At 33.6% G+C, this 18,062-nt stretch carries 19 protein-coding genes; 14 read left to right on the plus strand and 5 right to left on the minus strand.

Features of this window, described 5'->3' with window-relative positions; genetic code table 11:
- Positions 1–39 precede the first annotated feature (39 nt).
- The 14 genes from C1H87_RS02600 (at position 40) to C1H87_RS02675 (ending at position 13,852) form a co-directional block, all read left to right on the plus strand.
- Positions 40–750 (plus strand): DUF4386 domain-containing protein, encoded by a 711-nt coding sequence (locus tag C1H87_RS02600; protein WP_102754322.1) that lies wholly within the window; start codon positions 40–42, stop codon positions 748–750.
- Positions 751–988: 238 nt separating this feature from the next.
- Complete coding sequence (locus C1H87_RS02610) at positions 989–2,170, plus strand: integrase core domain-containing protein (RefSeq protein ID WP_102754320.1); 1,182 nt, start codon at positions 989–991, stop codon at positions 2,168–2,170.
- 72 nt (positions 2,171–2,242) lie between these two features.
- Positions 2,243–2,521: a hypothetical protein gene (locus C1H87_RS02615; RefSeq protein WP_102754324.1), complete on the plus strand. Its 279-nt coding sequence runs from the start codon at positions 2,243–2,245 to the stop codon at positions 2,519–2,521.
- Between the two features lie 438 nt (positions 2,522–2,959).
- Entirely contained in the window at positions 2,960–3,646 is a 687-nt protein-coding gene (locus C1H87_RS02625; protein WP_102754326.1) for a hypothetical protein, read from the plus strand.
- A gap of 73 nt (positions 3,647–3,719) precedes the next feature.
- Positions 3,720–4,511 carry a helix-turn-helix domain-containing protein gene (locus tag C1H87_RS02630; RefSeq protein ID WP_102754327.1) on the plus strand — a complete coding sequence of 264 codons (792 nt, stop codon included), beginning with the start codon at positions 3,720–3,722 and terminating at the stop codon, positions 4,509–4,511.
- A gap of 95 nt (positions 4,512–4,606) precedes the next feature.
- Positions 4,607–6,466 carry a hypothetical protein gene (locus tag C1H87_RS02635; protein WP_102754328.1) on the plus strand — a complete coding sequence of 620 codons (1,860 nt, stop codon included), beginning with the start codon at positions 4,607–4,609 and terminating at the stop codon, positions 6,464–6,466.
- A gap of 367 nt (positions 6,467–6,833) precedes the next feature.
- The gene (locus C1H87_RS02640; RefSeq protein ID WP_102754329.1) at positions 6,834–7,409 is read left to right on the plus strand and encodes a Crp/Fnr family transcriptional regulator; all 576 of its coding nucleotides are present in this window, start codon (positions 6,834–6,836) and stop codon (positions 7,407–7,409) included.
- 201 nt (positions 7,410–7,610) lie between these two features.
- Positions 7,611–8,690 carry a zinc-dependent alcohol dehydrogenase gene (locus tag C1H87_RS02645; protein WP_102754330.1) on the plus strand — a complete coding sequence of 360 codons (1,080 nt, stop codon included), beginning with the start codon at positions 7,611–7,613 and terminating at the stop codon, positions 8,688–8,690.
- A 33-nt stretch (positions 8,691–8,723) separates the two neighbouring features.
- Positions 8,724–9,149 (plus strand): nuclear transport factor 2 family protein, encoded by a 426-nt coding sequence (locus tag C1H87_RS02650; protein WP_102754331.1) that lies wholly within the window; start codon positions 8,724–8,726, stop codon positions 9,147–9,149.
- A 43-nt stretch (positions 9,150–9,192) separates the two neighbouring features.
- Positions 9,193–9,867, plus strand: coding sequence for a ZIP family metal transporter (locus C1H87_RS02655; RefSeq protein ID WP_102758155.1), 675 nt, complete (start codon positions 9,193–9,195; stop codon positions 9,865–9,867).
- A 368-nt stretch (positions 9,868–10,235) separates the two neighbouring features.
- Complete coding sequence (locus C1H87_RS02660) at positions 10,236–11,189, plus strand: DUF2961 domain-containing protein (protein WP_158655103.1); 954 nt, start codon at positions 10,236–10,238, stop codon at positions 11,187–11,189.
- 233 nt (positions 11,190–11,422) lie between these two features.
- Positions 11,423–11,794: a n-acetylglutamate synthase gene (locus tag C1H87_RS02665; RefSeq protein ID WP_233783309.1), complete on the plus strand. Its 372-nt coding sequence runs from the start codon at positions 11,423–11,425 to the stop codon at positions 11,792–11,794.
- Positions 11,795–11,916: 122 nt separating this feature from the next.
- Complete coding sequence (locus C1H87_RS02670; RefSeq protein WP_102754334.1) at positions 11,917–13,425, plus strand: serine hydrolase domain-containing protein; 1,509 nt, start codon at positions 11,917–11,919, stop codon at positions 13,423–13,425.
- Positions 13,426–13,471: 46 nt separating this feature from the next.
- Positions 13,472–13,852 carry a VOC family protein gene (locus C1H87_RS02675; RefSeq protein WP_102754335.1) on the plus strand — a complete coding sequence of 127 codons (381 nt, stop codon included), beginning with the start codon at positions 13,472–13,474 and terminating at the stop codon, positions 13,850–13,852.
- Positions 13,853–13,964: 112 nt separating this feature from the next.
- Here the strand turns inward: C1H87_RS02675 and C1H87_RS02680 are convergent, their stop codons facing one another.
- From C1H87_RS02680 to nirD, 5 genes are all read right to left on the minus strand, one after another.
- A complete protein-coding gene (locus C1H87_RS02680) occupies positions 13,965–14,618 on the minus strand; it encodes a response regulator transcription factor (RefSeq protein WP_102754336.1) in 654 nt (217 codons plus the stop codon).
- 48 nt (positions 14,619–14,666) lie between these two features.
- Complete coding sequence (locus C1H87_RS02685; protein ID WP_102754337.1) at positions 14,667–15,056, minus strand: RidA family protein; 390 nt, start codon at positions 15,054–15,056, stop codon at positions 14,667–14,669.
- Between the two features lie 157 nt (positions 15,057–15,213).
- Complete coding sequence (locus C1H87_RS02690; protein WP_102754338.1) at positions 15,214–17,019, minus strand: ATP-binding protein; 1,806 nt, start codon at positions 17,017–17,019, stop codon at positions 15,214–15,216.
- 11 nt (positions 17,020–17,030) lie between these two features.
- On the minus strand, positions 17,031–17,615 hold the full coding sequence (locus C1H87_RS02695; RefSeq protein ID WP_102754339.1) for a DUF4202 domain-containing protein: 585 nt from the start codon (positions 17,613–17,615) through the stop codon (positions 17,031–17,033).
- Positions 17,616–17,627: 12 nt separating this feature from the next.
- Positions 17,628–18,005, minus strand: a complete 378-nt coding sequence (gene nirD / locus C1H87_RS02700) for a nitrite reductase small subunit NirD (RefSeq protein ID WP_102754340.1) — start codon at positions 18,003–18,005, stop codon at positions 17,628–17,630.
- Between the last annotated feature and the right edge of the window lie 57 nt (positions 18,006–18,062).

The following is an 18,062-nucleotide window of genomic DNA, read 5'->3' on the forward strand; positions in this document are numbered from 1 at the left end:
AAAATCGTCTCATTGAAAAGAATATAAACTATAGAATCAATGGCTAATTATAATGGAAAAGAGTTGTCACTTTCAAATTCAGCCTTAATTGCTGGAATCAGTTTACTTATAATGGTTTTGACTACTCCATTTGCGGAATTTTCAATATTCCCAAAACTTATCGATTATGAAAATCCTACAATTACCGCTGAAAATATTATAAATAATAAGTACCTGTTTAGTACCGCGATATTTCTAATTCTATTGACTCTGATTGCTGATATTACAGCATCTTGGGCATTATATTTTTTATTGAAGCCCGTAAACAAAAGCTTATCCTTATTAACCGCGTGGTTTAGGTTAATTTATACAGCTATGTATTTCAGTGCTATGTATAACCTTTTAAGCATATTAAGTGTAATTAATTCTCTTGAGAATATAAAGCATACAAGAATAGAGCAAATAAATGACAGTATTTTGCTGTATTTTAAAGCCTTTAGAGTTGAGGGTTCTTTTGGACTAATATTTTTTGGAATCTATCTTATTTTACTTGGTTATTTGGTGTATAAAGCGACATACATTCCAAAAGCATTTGGAATAATTTTAATAGTTGCAGGATTGAGCTGGGTAGTAGACAATCTGAGCATATTCTTTTTTCCGAATTTAAACACTCAATTTTTGTTCTTTCTTACAATGGGGGAATTAGCATTTATGCTGTGGCTTTTAATAAAAGGGTCGAGACTAAAAAACTTAGAATTATATAATAAATAATAAAAAACGAAAGCTCAACAATGGTTATAAGTAATTGCTTGCTCTCGCCTACTTTGGAAATTCCTATGGTATTCCCAACTTGGTGGGTACTTGCAAAGTTAAGTGCTAACCCTCGCAACTACTCATAGCCGAACCGTTAATCATAAAAAGGGTATGGTAAAGGCACATAGTTTACAAAGTTAAAGGGACATAGTTTACACTTTTTTAGGTTGTAATTTGAGATAAAAATCAAATTATCATGCCTTGGAAAGCAACTACAACTATGGAACAAAAAATTGAATTTATCTGTGAATGGAGAACTGGGAAATATACCATCACAGAATTATGCAAAAACTTTGGAATCTCAAGACCAACAGCCTACAAGCTGATTTCCAGATTCGAAAATCAAGGTTATGACGGTCTAAAAGAGCAGTCAAGAGCACCCAGAGAACATCCTAACGCTACGGGTGAGAATATTGTTAAAGCTATTATTAAATTAAAGGCTAAATATCCACGTTGGGGAGCTAAAAAAATCAGAATACTTTTGTTTAACGATTTCAATAAAGAAATAGTTCCTTCTGTGGTTACTGTCCACAACATACTCAAGAAAAATGGTCTGGTCTGTCCTCAAAAACGAATGAGAAGGGTCAAACCTGTGTTCCCTATTTTCGACCCCAAATCATGTAATGAAGTATGGAGTGCAGATTATAAAGGAAAGTTTTTAATGGGCAATAAGATCTATTGTCACCCGCTAACCATTGCAGATTCCAAAAGTCGTTTTTTGTTTACGGCTAAAGGGCATTATAAGGAAAACTTAAAGTCTGCTAAAACTGAGTTTACAAAGGTCTTTAGAAAGTATGGTATGCCTAAACAAATCCATACAGATAACGGTAGCCCCTTTGGTTCTGTAAGAGCCATCCAACGCTATACCCAACTCTCTTATTGGTTTATTGAACTTGGGATTACCCCTGTGTTTTCTGACCCTGCCCACCCTGAGCAAAACGGAAGGCACGAACGCATGCACCGTGACTTAAAGGCGGCATGTGCCAGACCTTCTGCTTATGATCTAAAAGCCCAACAACGCAGATTAAACCATTTTGTAAAGGAATATAATCACATAAGACCCCATGAGGCTTTAGGCATGAAAACACCCGCTTCTGTCCATAATTTTGAGACCAGACCTTTTCCCGAAAAAACACCTCTCTTTGATTATGATTTAGACCATAAAGTTCTTAAAGTAACTCAAAACGGAGCTATCAGATGGAGGTCCTATTATTGGGTATATTTAACAAGTGCTCTAAAAGGTAAATATGTAGGAATCCAAAATCTTGGTAACGGTATTTGGAAAGTGTTTTACAGAAACGTATTTTTAGGTTTCTTTAATGAAAATGAATTAAGAAATAAAAAAACTAACATAAGGTTAGAAACTAATTTAGTGTAAAGTCTAATCTTTAACTTGTGTAAACCATGTCTCTTAACGAACAAAAGAACTCAAAAGAACAATTTCGGAAAAATGAAAAAATGGATTTTTAAAATATTAGGTGTAATAATCGGAATTGTTTTGATTTTAGGATTTTACAGTAATTCTTCGTCTTTTATTGAAAAACAAGACTGGAAATACGCTGAAGGAACTCATATTGGAGATTGGTTAGCAAAAAACTCTTTTGAAATTAACAATAGAATAATTGAAACAAATCAAGGAAAAGCGAAGGTGATTTTCTGTTATGGCAAAGAATTAATAATAGAAAATCTTGAAACTAAAGAAAAAGGATTTTATATTAACAAAAGCTGAATTAAATGATTTTACTTTTTATCATCGGAATTTCATTAATTCAATTTGGATTGTATTATTTGAACGATAAATACAAAACTAAACTTCCGAATTTTTTAATTCTATTGATTTTACTAATCTGTTATTTTTTTGTTTTTCCAAAATTCTTTTACCCAGAACCAAGAACAGACAGAATTAATTGCGGAATGCCAATACTCGGAATAACACTCGGATTTTGGATTTTCGGAACAATCACAGGAATTACGACACATATAATTTGGAAAATAAAAAAACGAAAAAGCACTAAAGCACAACAAAAACGTGTATAATTCATTGCTAGTACTCGCCTACTTACGAAAATCCTCGCGGATTTTCTATTCGGTTTGTATTTGCTAAATTAGTTACTGAAACACGCAACGAAATCATAAAGAAAACCGTTGTAGCCAATAAGAAATAAATATGGGATTAGATTTAACACCTCTTCCAAAACCTAAGCTTGGTTATGAAGATAGATTTAAAGAAATATTTAATATTCTAAAGGATATGCAAGATGAGGATTATTCAAAATCTCCATCCATTATTGAATTATTCATTAAAAAGAAATATCGATTGCAAAGAAAGTTATTGAGAGAATGGCATCAAAACTCTATTAGCTCTTTCGATACTATCAAAGCGCCTAGGGTTGGTTATGATGATGAAGCTGACAATTGGTTTTTAAAATCCAACAAAACTGATAATGAAAAATTATCAGATAAAACTTTAATTAAAAAAAATAAAGGCTTTTATGTTATAGAACTTGCAAAGGAAATAGAAGGTGTTCCCATTGGTAAATATTGTGCTAGAGCAGGATATAGAAATGGATTTAGAGGGGAATACCTGCGGAATTGTGAAGACTTAATAGGTGATCTTGTATATGGCATTTACGGATCAAGTTTAGCTGAAGGAACATTAGAATATGGATATAAATTGATCAATAAAGCTGATGAAATTGCTAAAAAACATGATTTGATTTATCTAAAAAAGCAACGAGAAGCTCCAGATGAATGGTCTGGACACATAAAAAGTAGACTACACCTAATATATTCACTTGCAAATTGGTTGATTTTTTATGGAAAAAACGGACATGGATATGAAGCTGATTTCTAAAAAGCAACTGGATACAACAAGGTATAAATGGCATTAAAACGACCATTTATACTAACCATTAGCAAACATTTTAATGCGTGAACATATACTATATGAAGGGCAATACTTAGGACAAACTATAAAATCCTATGAGACCGATATGATTTCGGTAAAAAGTACGCTTCATAAAAAGTCCAAATCAAAATTCCATGCACATAGCAATGCTTATTTGAGTATTCTACTCTCTGGACGATATTCCGAGACAACCCTAGATTCTCAAAAAATTGTTTTTCCCAGCAATGTTCTATATAGACCAGCGCATCACGAACATAAAAACCAATTTATAACAGAAGAAACCAAATGCTTGAACATCGAGTTTGATCCTAGATGGTTTGATAAACACCAAATAGATTCAAAAAAGATCAAGCCCCAAATCAAAAACATACAAAACCATCCATCGGCACTACACTTGCTTATAGACTTTTTAAAGTATCAGAAAATTGATTTTTTTGAGGAGCTACTGATGCAATTGATAACCAGTGGAGAAAAGGCAATTAGTCCTTTAAGAAAACCTTGGTTAGGTAAATTAGTTCGGATTCTGGACAACGAAATTGAGAAAAACCATTCTTTACTAACTTTATCTGAGCGCGTGTTTGTTCATCCTAATTACATGTCCAGAGTCTTTAAGGAGCATTTTGGCATTACCATAGGGCAATACCAAATGGAGTGTAAAATTAAGAGTGCTACAAAAAAACTATTTGTTGAGAGGAGCTCTATTGCACAAATTGCCTCGGAATGCGGTTTTTTTGATGAATCACACTTTATAAAGACTTTCAAAGCTTCTAATAGGATTACGCCACATCAATTTAGAATGCTCTTAAAATAGTTAACCTGATACAATTTTAGATTATTCAATTAGAGTTACTTTGTCAACTATTCATCCATAATGGATGTTCAAAAAAAAATATTAATAATGCCAAGATGAAGCAATTACTCTTTTTCCTCTTTTTATTTTCAACCAGTTGCGTACTAAAGGCGCAGGAAAGCACAATAGCATCTTCAGATGCAGCTTACGACCATTTCAACTTAATAGAGTCCTATTCAATATTAGAATCGATCCTTACTGTAGATACGATTCAGGATGAACAAAAGTGTAAAGCATTAAGAAGATTGGCACATCAGGACTGGAAATATTATCAAAATTATGATTTAGCAAAAGAAAGATTACAAAAAGCGGATACCATTGGCAGTAAAAAATACGAAACTTGGATGCTCCTTAGCAGAATTGAAAGAGCATCCCAACATTTTAATGATGCGTTATATGCTGCAATTAATGCCAAAGAATTTGCACAATCAGAAAATGAAGTAAATAAGGCAAATACCGAATATGCCAATGCCGTATACACTTCTTCTATGCACCAACTAACTAAAAGTGGCTCAGTTGATACAAGTTTGCTAATGAAAACCACTACACTACTTTCCAAAGTTTTAGAAACTGATGCCGGTTTGCCCCTACCTTCTAAACTCTTACTGGGTATAGCTTTATTGAATAATGATGGTGATAATGTTATAAAGGCTTGGCAGTCTTACTTTCAAATTCAGGATATTCAACAGGTTAGTCCATATTTAAAGGATCCGGCCAAAAAGCTAAATCAGATTTGTAAAAATTGGAATGGAAATACGTTATCTGTTTCAAATCAAGAAGTGTTAATCGATGCGCTTTCCTCATCGAGGTTTTATGAATTTATACCAGTTTATGTCAAAAAAAATTGTGATGAATCGTGCTATACTCCAAAAACAAGAGATGCCATTACATACTCACAATATCTGAATGAAGTCGAAAAAGAAACCAATGAATACTATCGCCTAATTGCCATTGCGCAAGAAAATGAAACCGCCTATATAGAATGGTTAAACAATAAAAGAAAAGAACTTTGGAACAAACTCTCCTTTACTGCTCAGAACGAATATAGCGAAGAAGATTTTTTAAAAGAAACAGAAGAACATTTTGGTGCCAGAGGATTTACCGGCGGTACTGGCAATTATAGTGGCTACGTTTTAGCGCTTGGTCACATCGTAAATCAGGAAAAAGCAAAAGTGGAGCAATATGGTTATCAACCCGAATTTACCTATACTCAAATAGATATGATGGTTTCAAATGGTTTTTCAAGCTGGTTTTGGGAACATAAAGCCATCGGTGGGTGGGCCACAGATAATGAAATAATACGGGTAAGGGAAGTCTATTTGAGTGGCCCCATCAATGCTTGGAAAACGGCCACGGATTCTGTTGAACGGCGTAAGACAGAAAAGATAATCAATGAGTTCTTGGATAATTCGACTGAAAATCAGTTAGAAACCGCAAAAGGTTTAGCTGCAAAATTAAGATTCGATGCCATAAATGATCTCTATAACGGCCTTGTCTCAAAAGACTTATCAGGGAAAGCTTTAAAGTTGGCATTCTTGTCGAAATACGAGCAATATAGAATGGAAGCTTCCATGCTTGCACATGAAGGTAGGCACAGCATTGACCAAAAGTATATGCCAGAAGAGTTTGAAGGTTGGAGCAATGAAATACGAGAATTCCGAGGAAAACTTTCGCAAATTATTTTTGCACCGGAACCTAGATTAGAGTTATCTGGAATGGTAACCAGTATTATTGGCGATTATGGGCATATCAAAGCAAATAAAAGGATTGTAGATGTGGCCATTGAATGGATAAAGGAGAACAAAGAACACATTTCAGGATACTCAGATAACAAATCAGCGTTTTCTCAACTTTATCTATTGACCAACAATCAAATAAAGGAATGTTATAAACAAGTAGACCCTTTGAATAAATAAAAACGTTTGTTAATTGCACAAGCTCTATAAAAATTCTCCTTGGGAATACGTTCGCTTAGTTGGAACTGAGCGAATAATTTTTCTTGGTATTCTTTCTTGCCTTGCACAACACAAAATACGTAATTTCTTTATATTTACATAGTGCTTGTGCAACAGGCGCAATGGCTATGATTAATACGAATTTTGGTGTTTAATCCAAAGTTTAGAGCTTTAAATGAAGTCCGCCGAATCTTTTGGTATGGATATATAAAGAAAAAGATAAAACAAAATAATAAGTTTTGGCTAAGTGCTTAATCGAAAGTTTACTACTTTTAATTTCCGTACTACCCATAACCTAGACATTGACAAGAGTCAAAAACATAAATCGATGAGTATATACAAAGGAATATTGGATAACATAGCCAGATATGTTCAACTATCTGATGATGAAATAAAGCAATTTACTTCCATATTAAAGACCACTAGAATAAAGAAAAGACAATTTGTTGTACAACCAGGGTTTGTATCCGAATATCGAAACTATATTGTAAAAGGTGCGGTTAGAGTTTTTTATTTAGATGATTTAGGAAAAGAACATACTGTAATTATTGCAGTCGAAGATTGGTTTTTTACAGACTTTTACAGTTATATACACAGAACTCCTGCAGAATATTATGCTGAAGCACTTGAGGATTCTTTAATTTTACAAATGAAATATGAAGATGTTGAAGAATTATGTAGTAGAATACATTCTTTATGTCAATATTTTAGATTATTTACAGAAAGATCTATGTCCTATTCTTACAAAAGAACCATTTCTAATATTAGCAAAACCTCTGAAGAGAGATATTGGGAATACGTTAATAAATATCCTCAAATAGCAAACAGAGTACCGCAGTACGTCTTAGCATCATACTTAGGCATTTCTCCAGAATCAATAAGTAGAATTCGCTCACGGTCATAAATAAAAATTGATTTATATCAATTTTATTCCTTGATAAAGGTCAAGCTTTTTTCTTAACACATATCATATTTGCTTATTCAATTATGACGCAACTTTGTCATGTCAATAATTGACAGATACTGGTTTACATTTTATTCAACCATTAGTTCTATAAAACCAAACCGTATTCTTTTAAAAAATAAAAAAAGTAAATAATTTATTATGAAAGCAGTTGTTTATAAAGAACGAGCAAAAATTGAGGTTGTAGACATACCAAAACCCCAACTATTAAAAGATGATGATGTTATTGTACGTATTACACTTGCAGGTGTTTGCGGTGCAGATTTAGAATTTACCCAAAACGGACCAGAAATGGGGTTATATGAAGGGATGCGGATAGGTCACGAATTTGTTGGCGTCGTAGACCAAGTAGGTAAAGATATTCATTCGTTAAAAGTTGGAGACCGTGTCATAGCTTCAGCAATGTTTGTTGACGGAGATTGTTACTATTGCAAGCGCGATTTACCTTCAGCATGTGATCATGGAGGTTTATTTGGAACTCCCCTATTTGCTCAACATGGAGGTGATGATATTCAGGGAGGCCAAGCCGAATTTATACGTGTTCCTTACGGTAATTCTTCACTATTTAAGCTTCCAGAAGGTTTAACTGGAGATGAGCATGACACAAAAGTGCTTCCATTAGGAGATAATTTTGCTACCGGTTATCATGGTGCATTAAATGCGAATATCAAGACAGGAGAAACCGTAGTAGTTATTGGTGATGGCGCAGTAGGTTTAAGCGCTATAATGGCTGCTACATTATTCGGCCCATCTACTATTATTTTAGTAGGACGACATAATAGTCGATTAGAATTAGCAAAAACTATAGGAGCAACCCATGTAGTGAATTCAAAAAATGAAGACCCTGTAGAATTTGTAAAATCACTTACAAATGGACGAGGTGCAAATTCTGTGATCGATTCTGTAGGTAATAAAACAGCAATTACACAAGGTATGGAAATGACTCAAGCTGGTGCATCGATAAGTGTTCTAGGATTTGGACATCTTTATGAACCAGTTGAACAACCCTATTCATCAGCTTTGTTTAGAAATATAACCATTCATACTGGTGTTGTAAATGTAGCAGCATATATGGAAAAATTACTTCCAATAGTAGAAAGAGGTGTTATTGACCCAAGCAAGATTTTTACTGATATTTTACCTCTATCAGAGGCAGAAAAAGGGTATGATTTGATGCGTGATCGTTCTTCTGGAACGCTTAAAGTTGCATTACGTCCTTAACATTTTAGCATCAGAAATTTAAAATAATTTATCATGAAAAAAATATTTTTCGTATTCATCTTAATCACAATTTTTATGACTCAAGTACAAGCACAAAATAACGATATACAATTGATTGAAAAAACGATCAATTATTACCTCGATGGAATGACTAAGCACAATGCAAAGTCTTTTGAAAAAGCATTTCATCCAAATGCCACCATGAAGTGGATAGACAAAAAATATGAAGAAGTAAATGCTATTGAAGCGTTAAGCGCGTATGTCAACGCAAATGATCCTGTAAAAACAAAAACCAGTATTATGGCTATAAATACAGCAGGAGATGCTGCCAACGCTCAGTTAGAACTGGAATATGACACCTTTTCTTATATTGACTTTATGCATCTATTAAAAATTGACGGGAAGTGGAAAATTGTTAGTAAAACTTATTCTACAAAAACGAAGAGTAATAAAGAATAGAAAAATAAGAATAGACCCAGGTATAATTTTTACAGATATAATTATGAATAAGTATTTACTTCCAGTTTTTGCCATTGTTATCGGTGTAATTATTGCTTTTGTAACCAAAAAACAAAAATCAATAGGCACTAAACTCTTATTATCATTTAGTGGCGCATTTCTGCTAGCATTAACACTCTTGGATTTATTGCCAGAAGTATATCATCATTTAGGTGCCAAGCAAACCGGACTTTTTATAATGTGCGGTATCTTATTGCAAATTATTTTAGAATTTTTATCTAAAGGCATAGAACATGGCCATGTAAATACACATAAAGAAGATAAAGAATTTCCCTGGGTACTATTTATAAGCCTTTGTATTCATAGTTTTTTAGAAGGGTTTCCTATTCATCATCACAACGATATGGTGTATGGAGTATTAATTCATAAAATCCCTATAGCGACATTAATAACTACCTTTTTATTACAATCTAGCTATAGTAAAGTACAAATTATTGGTTTCTTGGTAGTATTTATGGCAATGACACCTTTAGGTACCTACATATCTAATAATACTGTCTTAGCTACTGAATATGTAGATATAGTTAATGCTATAGTGATCGGTATCTTTTTACATATTGCTACAACTATTTTATTTGAAACTGGTGAAGGTCATAAGTTTAATTTACCAAAGCTGGTAATGATATGTTTCGGTGTCTTAATTGCTAATTTGATATAAAAGTTCTCAAAGAAGGGTGAAGGTAATTACGGTAATAGTTGCAAAAAAGACCAAAATCAATCAACAACTGCAGTAAGTAAATAAGATAAAAGAATCACTTTTCGAAATAATCAAATAAATATAATGCTAATTCATATAAAACGTGCTACAACAAAGTATCTTATAGTTCGTAGTATTTAAAAGATAGTTTAGGAAATTCTGTAGAATTTTCGAGCTCTTGTTATTTTTTGCTAACTTACCTCCTAACACTACAAACCATATACGAACACGTTAGTTAGAAGTAAATTTAAAAAAATCCTTAAGAAAGAATAAACATGAAATTCATACTAATAAATTCAGTATTAGTAATATTCTGTCATTTAAATGTAATGGGACAAATCTATAATTATCAAGAAGATGTGAAAACCAAAAGTATTTGGGAATCAACAATTGTGAAAGCTAATTCAAGTAAGGTTTTTACTGAAATCGAAGGACCAGGAATTATTAAAAAACTTTGGTTAACTACTTTTCCTTCAAATGATAAAGAAAATATTGAACTGGCCAAAAACGTAATCATCAACATATATTGGGAAAACAGTGAAAGCGCAGCTGTTTCAGTTCCTCTTGCAGATTTTTTCTGTCAACCTTTAAAACTTCAAGCCATAGAAAATCATTTTTTTCACTCTACAAACAATCAATTATTATTTGCTTCTACCATCCCAATGCCTTTTAGAAAAACGGCAAGGTTGGAGGTAAAGAATAGTTTAGATAAGGAGTTCGAGTTATTTTTCGGAATTGATATTGAATCCAAAGTAATTGAAAAAGATGCAATGTACTTACATACTTATTGGCAAAACTCAATTGATTTATCAGCAGATGAACCATTCTTAATACTGCCTGAGTTAAATGGCAAAGGAAGGTATTTGGGCACACATCTTTCACTATACCAGAGAAACCCCTTTAAAAATTGGCCTTGGTACACAAGACCTGTTACCATCTTTTTAGATTCTAAATCAAACAATCAAAAACCCAGTTTATATATTAAAACACTTGATGATTTTTTTGGTTCGGCTTGGTGGGACAGAGAAGATGAACATAATACATATACTTATCAATATATTGGCAGACCTTTAGTTGAAACTGATAAGCATAATAATTTGAAGATAGTTCTATACAGATACCACATTCAAGAACCTCTATGGTTTAAAGAAAGTATCAAAATTGAAATAGGGAAAAACTGGAATTGGGGTAACCAAAAGATAGAAAGTGGTAATTGGACGACTACTTCTTTCTTATATCTTAATGAACCCTCAAATGAATTCAATCTAAAAGGAAAATATTGATTTACAAAACTCAACATTTCCTTTATCTGTTCAACTGAATTGGTCTGATGAATCTGAATATTGTGGTAAAGGAATTGCTATTGAAGCAATTGAATTGGTTGAATAAAAAACAACTACTGCCAATATCGTGTCCTATAATTAATACGGACCTTAAACAAAGTCTACCAAATTTACAATTTGACATTTAAAAGAAAAATAACCGTAAAATTGTAAATTTGGCTAAATGCTAAACCATGCCCCTTAACGAACATTTGAGTAATACGAAAATGAATATCAACCTAAATAATAAAAAATTCAAATCTGAATTCAATTCTAAAAATGGGGAGGTTTCAGACCAAACCATATTTTCTTATAATCAAAAAGATAATATCATTTGGGCAGAATATAGTGGTGGGCAAATTGTAAAAGGTAATATTATTGGAAAAGTTATTGATAACCATATAGAATTTGTATACCAGCATATAAACAAAGAAAATGAACTAATGACTGGAAACTGCAAATCATACCCTGAAAAAACTGAAAATGGAAAAATCAGATTAAAAGAAATATGGCAATGGACCTGCAAAGACAATAGTTCTGGTAACTCAACATTAATTGAGATTTAAGATGAATGTCCTAATTATTTATTGTCACCCAACTTATGAATTATTGATAGTAAACTTTGGATTTGATTCATTAAATTAGCGTAGCTTTTTACTTATTTTTATTTAAACCCAAATCCATAGCAATGAAATACTTTTGTCATACATTTTTTCTACTAATTATCTTAGGGTTTATAAGTTGCAAAAATCCATCTCAAAAAAAAACTGAAATAACAGAGAACGCTACTCCAGAATCCCTTGGTATCTCTTCTCAGGCAATTCTTGATTTTATTAACGCTGCCGAAAAAGAACTTCCTAATAGCCTGCATAGTTTTTACATGCTACGTCATGGCAAGGAAGTAGCGAGCGGATGGTGGGATCCGTATGAACAAGAAGCCCCCCATTCTTTATATTCCTTAAGCAAGAGCTTTACTTCTACCGCCATTGGAATAGCACAAGAAGAAGGATTACTTTCTATTAACGATTCTGTTATTAGCTTTTTTCCAGAAGAAACTCCCGATAGTATTTCGCCAAATTTAAAAGCCATGCGCATTCGGGATTTACTAAAAATGAACAGTGGTCATAACCTAGAACCTTGGGCTGCCACTACACAAAATAAAGAAAGCTGGGTAAAAGGATTCCTTTCTGCCAAAGTAGAACACAAACCAGGTACTCACTTTGTTTACAACAGCATGGCTACATTTATGCTATCTGCAATCATCACGAAAGTAACTGGAGAGCGACTAAGAGATTATTTAATGCCAAGACTCTTTGATCCATTGAAGATCGAAAACCCAACGTGGGATCAAAATGTAAACGGTATCGACTTTGGTGGATGGGGATTACATCTACGTACAGAAGATATTGCTAAGTTCGGGCAACTATACCTTCAAAAAGGCAAATGGAATGATGTACAACTTGTTCCAGAAGCCTGGGTAGAAGAAGCCACGTCCTTTCAAACCTCTAATGGTAGCGATCCTAACAGTGACTGGGAACAAGGCTACGGCTATCAGTTCTGGATGTGTCGCCACGGATTTTATCGCGGAGATGGTGCTTTTGGGCAATTCTGCATTGTTATGCCAGAGCAGGACGCCGTTTTAGCAATGACTTCTGGCACCCAAAATATGAAGAAGATTATGAACCTCGCTTGGGACCATCTTTTACCTGCTTTTAAGAATGAACCTTTAAAACAGAACGACTCTTTATTGCAAATTTTACGGGAGAAAACAGCTAATCTGAAACTCTCTCCTGTAGAAGGAGAAAAAACCTCGTCCAAAGCGGAAGAGATTTCCGGAGAAACTTACACTTTAGATAACAATAACTGGGGCTTACAAAACATTACGTTTAATATGACCGGTGACGAAAAATCTATAGTATTTAAAAGTGCAGATAGTACATATACCCTACCCATAGGTTTTGGTGAATATCAAGAAGGTTATTACAAATTCTCCGAGATAGGTAAACAGTCAGTAGCTACCTCGGCAGCATGGATAACTAAAGACACGCTGCAACTCATGATGTATATTGATGAAACACCGCACGCCTATACTGCTAAGGTTTCATTTGGTGAAAATAAAATGACCATGGAACGGGAACTAAATGTGTTTTTTGGGGAGACCAAACAGAAGCCACTCGAGGGAAAAACTATGAAATAAAGTATTTTGACAAAAATGAAAACTATATAATAAGAACTTTTTATTTATGATAAAAAAAATTGAACACGTAAACATTACCGTATCTAATATTGAGGAAAGTTGTGATTTCTATTTTAAACTGTTTGGTTTTGAGAAAAAATGGGAAGGAACTGCAGTTGCAGAAATAGGTAAAGTTAGAGCTTGCCATGTTGGCCTTGGTGATATTTATCTATCATTTTTCGAAGCTGAAAAAACTGGAAAATACAAGCCAAATTATGGTATAAATGGAGTTAATCATTTTGCATTTGTAGTCGACAACTTATCCGAATATAGAAAAAAGCTTAATAAGCTAAATATAAACATTCATATAGATGAAGATTATGATCCAGGTCTTCGAATTTATTTTTACGATCCAAATGGTGTAGAAATAGAATTAGTAGAATACTAACAAATAAATAGATTAAAACGAAACTTGTTATATAAAGTTTTTCACCCCTGAATTGTACCAAGAAATTTATCAGGCTAGCTATACAAAACTCAAATTAAAACAGTACTTTAACTTAAACCAACTGATATTCCTTAGCTTTATTACTAAGTTCCATAATATTCTTAACCTCTAGTTTTTTCATTAAGTTAAAACGATGTACTTCGGCTGTTCTTCGACTAATCTGAAGCTCGTCGGCTATATCTTTATTGTTTTTAAGCTGTAAAACTAAACTCAGTATTTGCTTTTCTCTTTTGGTAAGATTAAATGGATCTTTTGCAGATTCTTTCTTTGACTTGGTGCTGGCATTTCCATTCACAAAATTGTTCATGATAATAGCAGACACATCCCCTGTAAAATATTTACCCCCAGAAGCTACTTTTGTAATCGCTTTTAAAAACTCTTCTTTACTGGCTCCTTTTAGCAAATAACCATCAGCTCCAGCCTGAATCGCTTTAACTACGTATTCTTCCGAATCGTGCATGGATAAGACCAACGTTTTTACATTTTTATGTTTTTTCGCTACCTCTGTAACCACTTCAATGCCATTAAGTTCTGGCATTCTTATATCCACAATTAACAAATCCGGATTGGTTCGTGTTAAAACTTCCAATGCCTCCTTACCATCTGATGCTTCATCTATAACCTCAACGCCTTGCTCATCTTCTAAAAGCGCTTTAATACCATTCCTCACCAATTCATGGTCATCTGCCAAAACTACATTAATCATATCTGTAAACTTGATTTATAACTACAAAAATAACAATTTTAAGTAATACTACGTATTTTTAGATTTTAAAGCCGTCACTTGAATTTCTATTTTCATTTTGTCATCGGCAAGTGCTGCCGAAAACATAGTGGCAGCCGGTCTAATCTCACCAAAATATTTCTTTAATACCGGCCAACAATTTTCAAACTCATTAGCGTCTGGTAAAATGTAAGTTACACGTACCACATCCGATAAACTGGCGCCTGCTTGTTCTAAAGTATGCTTTATATTAATTAGACATTGCTCTGTTTGCTCTGTAATTGCGTCGCTTATTGTCATGGTACTATAATCGTAACCTGTAGTTCCAGAAACGAATACCCAATTATCTTGCACAACTGCTCTGGAATATCCTATGTTGGCTTCGAAAGTAGATCCTGAACTTATTAGTTTTCTTTTCATATTTAAAATTTAGTTCTTAGTCCTTAAAGGTTTTCCAGACCTGTCAGGTTTTTATAACCTGACAGGTCTCATAATCATAATGTAATACCGATCGTAGTCGATATCTTCTTTATAATAAATAATGATAACTTCACGCAAGCTCTACTTTTACCAACACTTACACTAGAGGAATATTCAAAGTAACCCGAGTTCCTTTACCTTTTTCTGAATTAAGGAACAATCGACCGTTAATATACTTTATACGTTCTCTCATAAAGGTCATTCCCATACCGCCTTCTCCATTTTTTACATTTTTAACCTTGCTCGGTTCGAATCCCTTACCATCATCGTCAACAACAATGCTAAGCATATCTTTACTATGCGAGAGCGACACTACAATATGTGTGGACTCTGCATACTTTATAGCATTGTTAATGGCTTCCTGCACGATTCTATAGACATTAATTTCTGCTAGCGAATCCAATCTATCCACAAAATCCGTTTTATTATAAAATACAATATCTTTCCCTGTGAGTTTAGAGAGCTCTTGTGTAAGTTTAGTAATCGCAGGCACAATACCATAATCAGCCAATTCGGGAGGTGTTAAATTAAATGTTGCCGTTCTTACTCCTTTTATAATATTAGATGTTAGTTCTTTTAAATGTTCAATTTTTACGGCAGTTTTATCAATATCCTTAATATCAATACTTTCAAGATTATATTTTAGCCCGGTAAGCATTTGTCCGATACCGTCATGCACATCTTTAGCTATCCTGTTTTGTTCCTTTTCCTGATTTTCTATAATCTTACTGGAAATGGTTTTTTGCTGGTTCATTTTCTCCTCAAAACTAGCTTTTGTTAACCGTTCTATTTCTATTTGTCCAGCTTTTTTAGAACTGATGTCTGATGCTATAATTAATAATTCCGATTTTTCATCAATCGGACTAAAAGGAATGATAGACATTTCCAACCAAACCTCTACATGCTCTTTTGTTGTTGCTTTTACCTCACCTTGCCAACCCGTTTTTTTATGATTAGAAACAATATCGTCTATAATGGTTTGCTCATTTTCATGTATGGATAGCACTCTAGAGAAAAGCGCATTGGTATTAAACTTACTAAACTTAAACAAACGAGAAAACTTGTTTCCCATGTGCTTAACAACCCCATTGGGGGCAATTCGAGCAAACAATAATGTTTCGTCAATGGCATGACTTAGAGCTCGCAACTCCTTAATCGATTTTTCTTTTGCTTCACTTAAAACATCAGCATCAAAAGCCATTTTTTTAGCTTTTTTCTCAGCTTCTAATAATTCAGAAAGACTATTCTTAACGGTTTTTGCTGTTGGCCAGAATATAAAAAGGAATTCTGCCAATAAAAGTAGTAAGGTAATGGTCATTAAAACCATTTCTAATTTACGTAACCAACCTACTCTTTCCTCGGCTTCTAGATCAAACTGATTTACTATTTGATCCATTTGCTGTAAAAACACGCCTTCGTTTTGCCGAATCGTTTTTATCTCTTCTGTAAATTCTGAAATCGAATCTGCTTCAATGCTATCTATAATTGAAGAGGATGCCCCTTTCATAGCATTGAAAGACAAATCAATGTCTTTAAACATCATAGAGATAGCATCACTATTGTTTCCTGGCAACCCAAGGCTATCATTTCCTTCTTGAAGTGCATGATGGGACAGGTCCCAAAGGTTGAGCGTTTTTTTCAGTTCATTTTTTAACTCAACACGCTTATCTTTACCGGTTTCTATAGAAATTGAAAAAACTTCTTTTGTCAATTTCTGACTCAACATACGTTGTCTCCCGGCAATATTTATAACCGTAGAATCGCTTTGTTGAACGTTTAAATGTTTCCTAATAAGAATTTGGCTAATAATAACCGAAAGCGCAATAGCACTTAATGCAATGATGTACAAACGGCTTAGCTTATCAAACGTACGTTGATCTAATGAATTACCGTTTTTAGTCATGTCATTTCGTTTTAAGCAATCGCCTGCTTTATCAAAGACAAGCTTTTATCTGAAAAATTGAGCTTTAAAGCAGCTTCATGCCCTCTATCGGACATTTTTGCCCAGGTTTTTTTAAGAATATCGATCACTTTTTCGTCATCATGTTTTGCTGCAAATTCCTCGAAGTAATAGTCTAAAAACACCAGACAAACTGTATCTTCTAAAGCTTGGGATTCTTCATTTTTCTTAATGCCTTTTTTACTTATTAACAGCGTAATCCTATCGGTAAACTGTTTATCGTAACCTACTAAATTTAAAATTTCTGTAGTTAATTCGGCATGCATCTTTTTTAAGGTTTCCCGCCATTTTAAATAGCCCACACGATCCATCGGATATTCATCTCTGGCTATTTTCCATCTGCATATGTGTTGCGCTCTGGCAGCAATTTGTAGTGCCTTTGAAGCATTTGGCTCAAACTGTAATAACTTGCGCGTCATACGCTGCGAATACAGTAACTCCTTTGGGTAATCTACCCCACTAACACTGTAAGTATTAACATCTTCGGAGTTGGCTTTATCTATTAATGCTATGGCAGTTTCAAATCGGGTCGGTTTCATAAAATGTATATATTAATCTGAAAAGCCAATATACACATTTCCGGCTTCAATTTTAACGGGATAGGTCGCAATTTTTAAATCTTCTCCGGCTAGATTTGAACCATCTTCTAAAGAAAAGTTCTTTTTATGCATCGGGCAAGCTACTTTAGGAATATCGTCCTTATCACCTATCATTCCTAAGGACAATACCATTTCCATTTTATGCGGACATAAATTCTGTGTAGCATACCATTTGGAGGTTCTTGTAAAATTATAAACCGCTATCTGTTTCGTTTTATATTTAATACAAGCGCCACTATTTTCTGGAAAATCGGAAACTTCTCCAACATGAAACCATTCTTTTACATTAGCTTCTGTTACTGTTTCGTACTGATCAAGTATATTTTGCATCTTTATAGTATGTTATATTATTTTTTGATTTCACCTACAAACTTGTATATGTTTAAT

Source organism: Flavivirga eckloniae (assembly GCF_002886045.1).
GTDB lineage: Bacteria > Bacteroidota > Bacteroidia > Flavobacteriales > Flavobacteriaceae > Flavivirga > Flavivirga eckloniae.

Excerpts from the sequence above, each read along its gene's own strand:
- C1H87_RS02600 (WP_102754322.1), top strand. The coding sequence starts at position 40 with ATGGCTAATTATAATGGAAAAGAGTTGTCACTTTCAAATTCAGCCTTA.
- C1H87_RS02645 (WP_102754330.1), top strand. The coding sequence starts at position 7,611 with ATGAAAGCAGTTGTTTATAAAGAACGAGCAAAAATTGAGGTTGTAGAC.
- C1H87_RS02630 (WP_102754327.1), top strand. The coding sequence starts at position 3,720 with ATGCGTGAACATATACTATATGAAGGGCAATACTTAGGACAAACTATA.
- C1H87_RS02670 (WP_102754334.1), top strand. The coding sequence starts at position 11,917 with ATGAAATACTTTTGTCATACATTTTTTCTACTAATTATCTTAGGGTTT.
- C1H87_RS02685 (WP_102754337.1), bottom strand. The coding sequence starts at position 15,056 with ATGAAAAGAAAACTAATAAGTTCAGGATCTACTTTCGAAGCCAACATA.
- C1H87_RS02655 (WP_102758155.1), top strand. The coding sequence starts at position 9,193 with ATGAATAAGTATTTACTTCCAGTTTTTGCCATTGTTATCGGTGTAATT.
- nirD (WP_102754340.1), bottom strand. The coding sequence starts at position 18,005 with ATGCAAAATATACTTGATCAGTACGAAACAGTAACAGAAGCTAATGTA.
- C1H87_RS02690 (WP_102754338.1), bottom strand. The coding sequence starts at position 17,019 with ATGACTAAAAACGGTAATTCATTAGATCAACGTACGTTTGATAAGCTA.
- C1H87_RS02615 (WP_102754324.1), top strand. The coding sequence starts at position 2,243 with ATGAAAAAATGGATTTTTAAAATATTAGGTGTAATAATCGGAATTGTT.
- C1H87_RS02635 (WP_102754328.1), top strand. The coding sequence starts at position 4,607 with ATGAAGCAATTACTCTTTTTCCTCTTTTTATTTTCAACCAGTTGCGTA.
- C1H87_RS02610 (WP_102754320.1), top strand. The coding sequence starts at position 989 with ATGCCTTGGAAAGCAACTACAACTATGGAACAAAAAATTGAATTTATC.
- C1H87_RS02650 (WP_102754331.1), top strand. The coding sequence starts at position 8,724 with ATGAAAAAAATATTTTTCGTATTCATCTTAATCACAATTTTTATGACT.
- C1H87_RS02675 (WP_102754335.1), top strand. The coding sequence starts at position 13,472 with ATGATAAAAAAAATTGAACACGTAAACATTACCGTATCTAATATTGAG.
- C1H87_RS02640 (WP_102754329.1), top strand. The coding sequence starts at position 6,834 with ATGAGTATATACAAAGGAATATTGGATAACATAGCCAGATATGTTCAA.
- C1H87_RS02625 (WP_102754326.1), top strand. The coding sequence starts at position 2,960 with ATGGGATTAGATTTAACACCTCTTCCAAAACCTAAGCTTGGTTATGAA.
- C1H87_RS02680 (WP_102754336.1), bottom strand. The coding sequence starts at position 14,618 with ATGATTAATGTAGTTTTGGCAGATGACCATGAATTGGTGAGGAATGGT.
- C1H87_RS02665 (WP_233783309.1), top strand. The coding sequence starts at position 11,423 with ATGCCCCTTAACGAACATTTGAGTAATACGAAAATGAATATCAACCTA.
- C1H87_RS02695 (WP_102754339.1), bottom strand. The coding sequence starts at position 17,615 with ATGAAACCGACCCGATTTGAAACTGCCATAGCATTAATAGATAAAGCC.
- C1H87_RS02660 (WP_158655103.1), top strand. The coding sequence starts at position 10,236 with ATGGGACAAATCTATAATTATCAAGAAGATGTGAAAACCAAAAGTATT.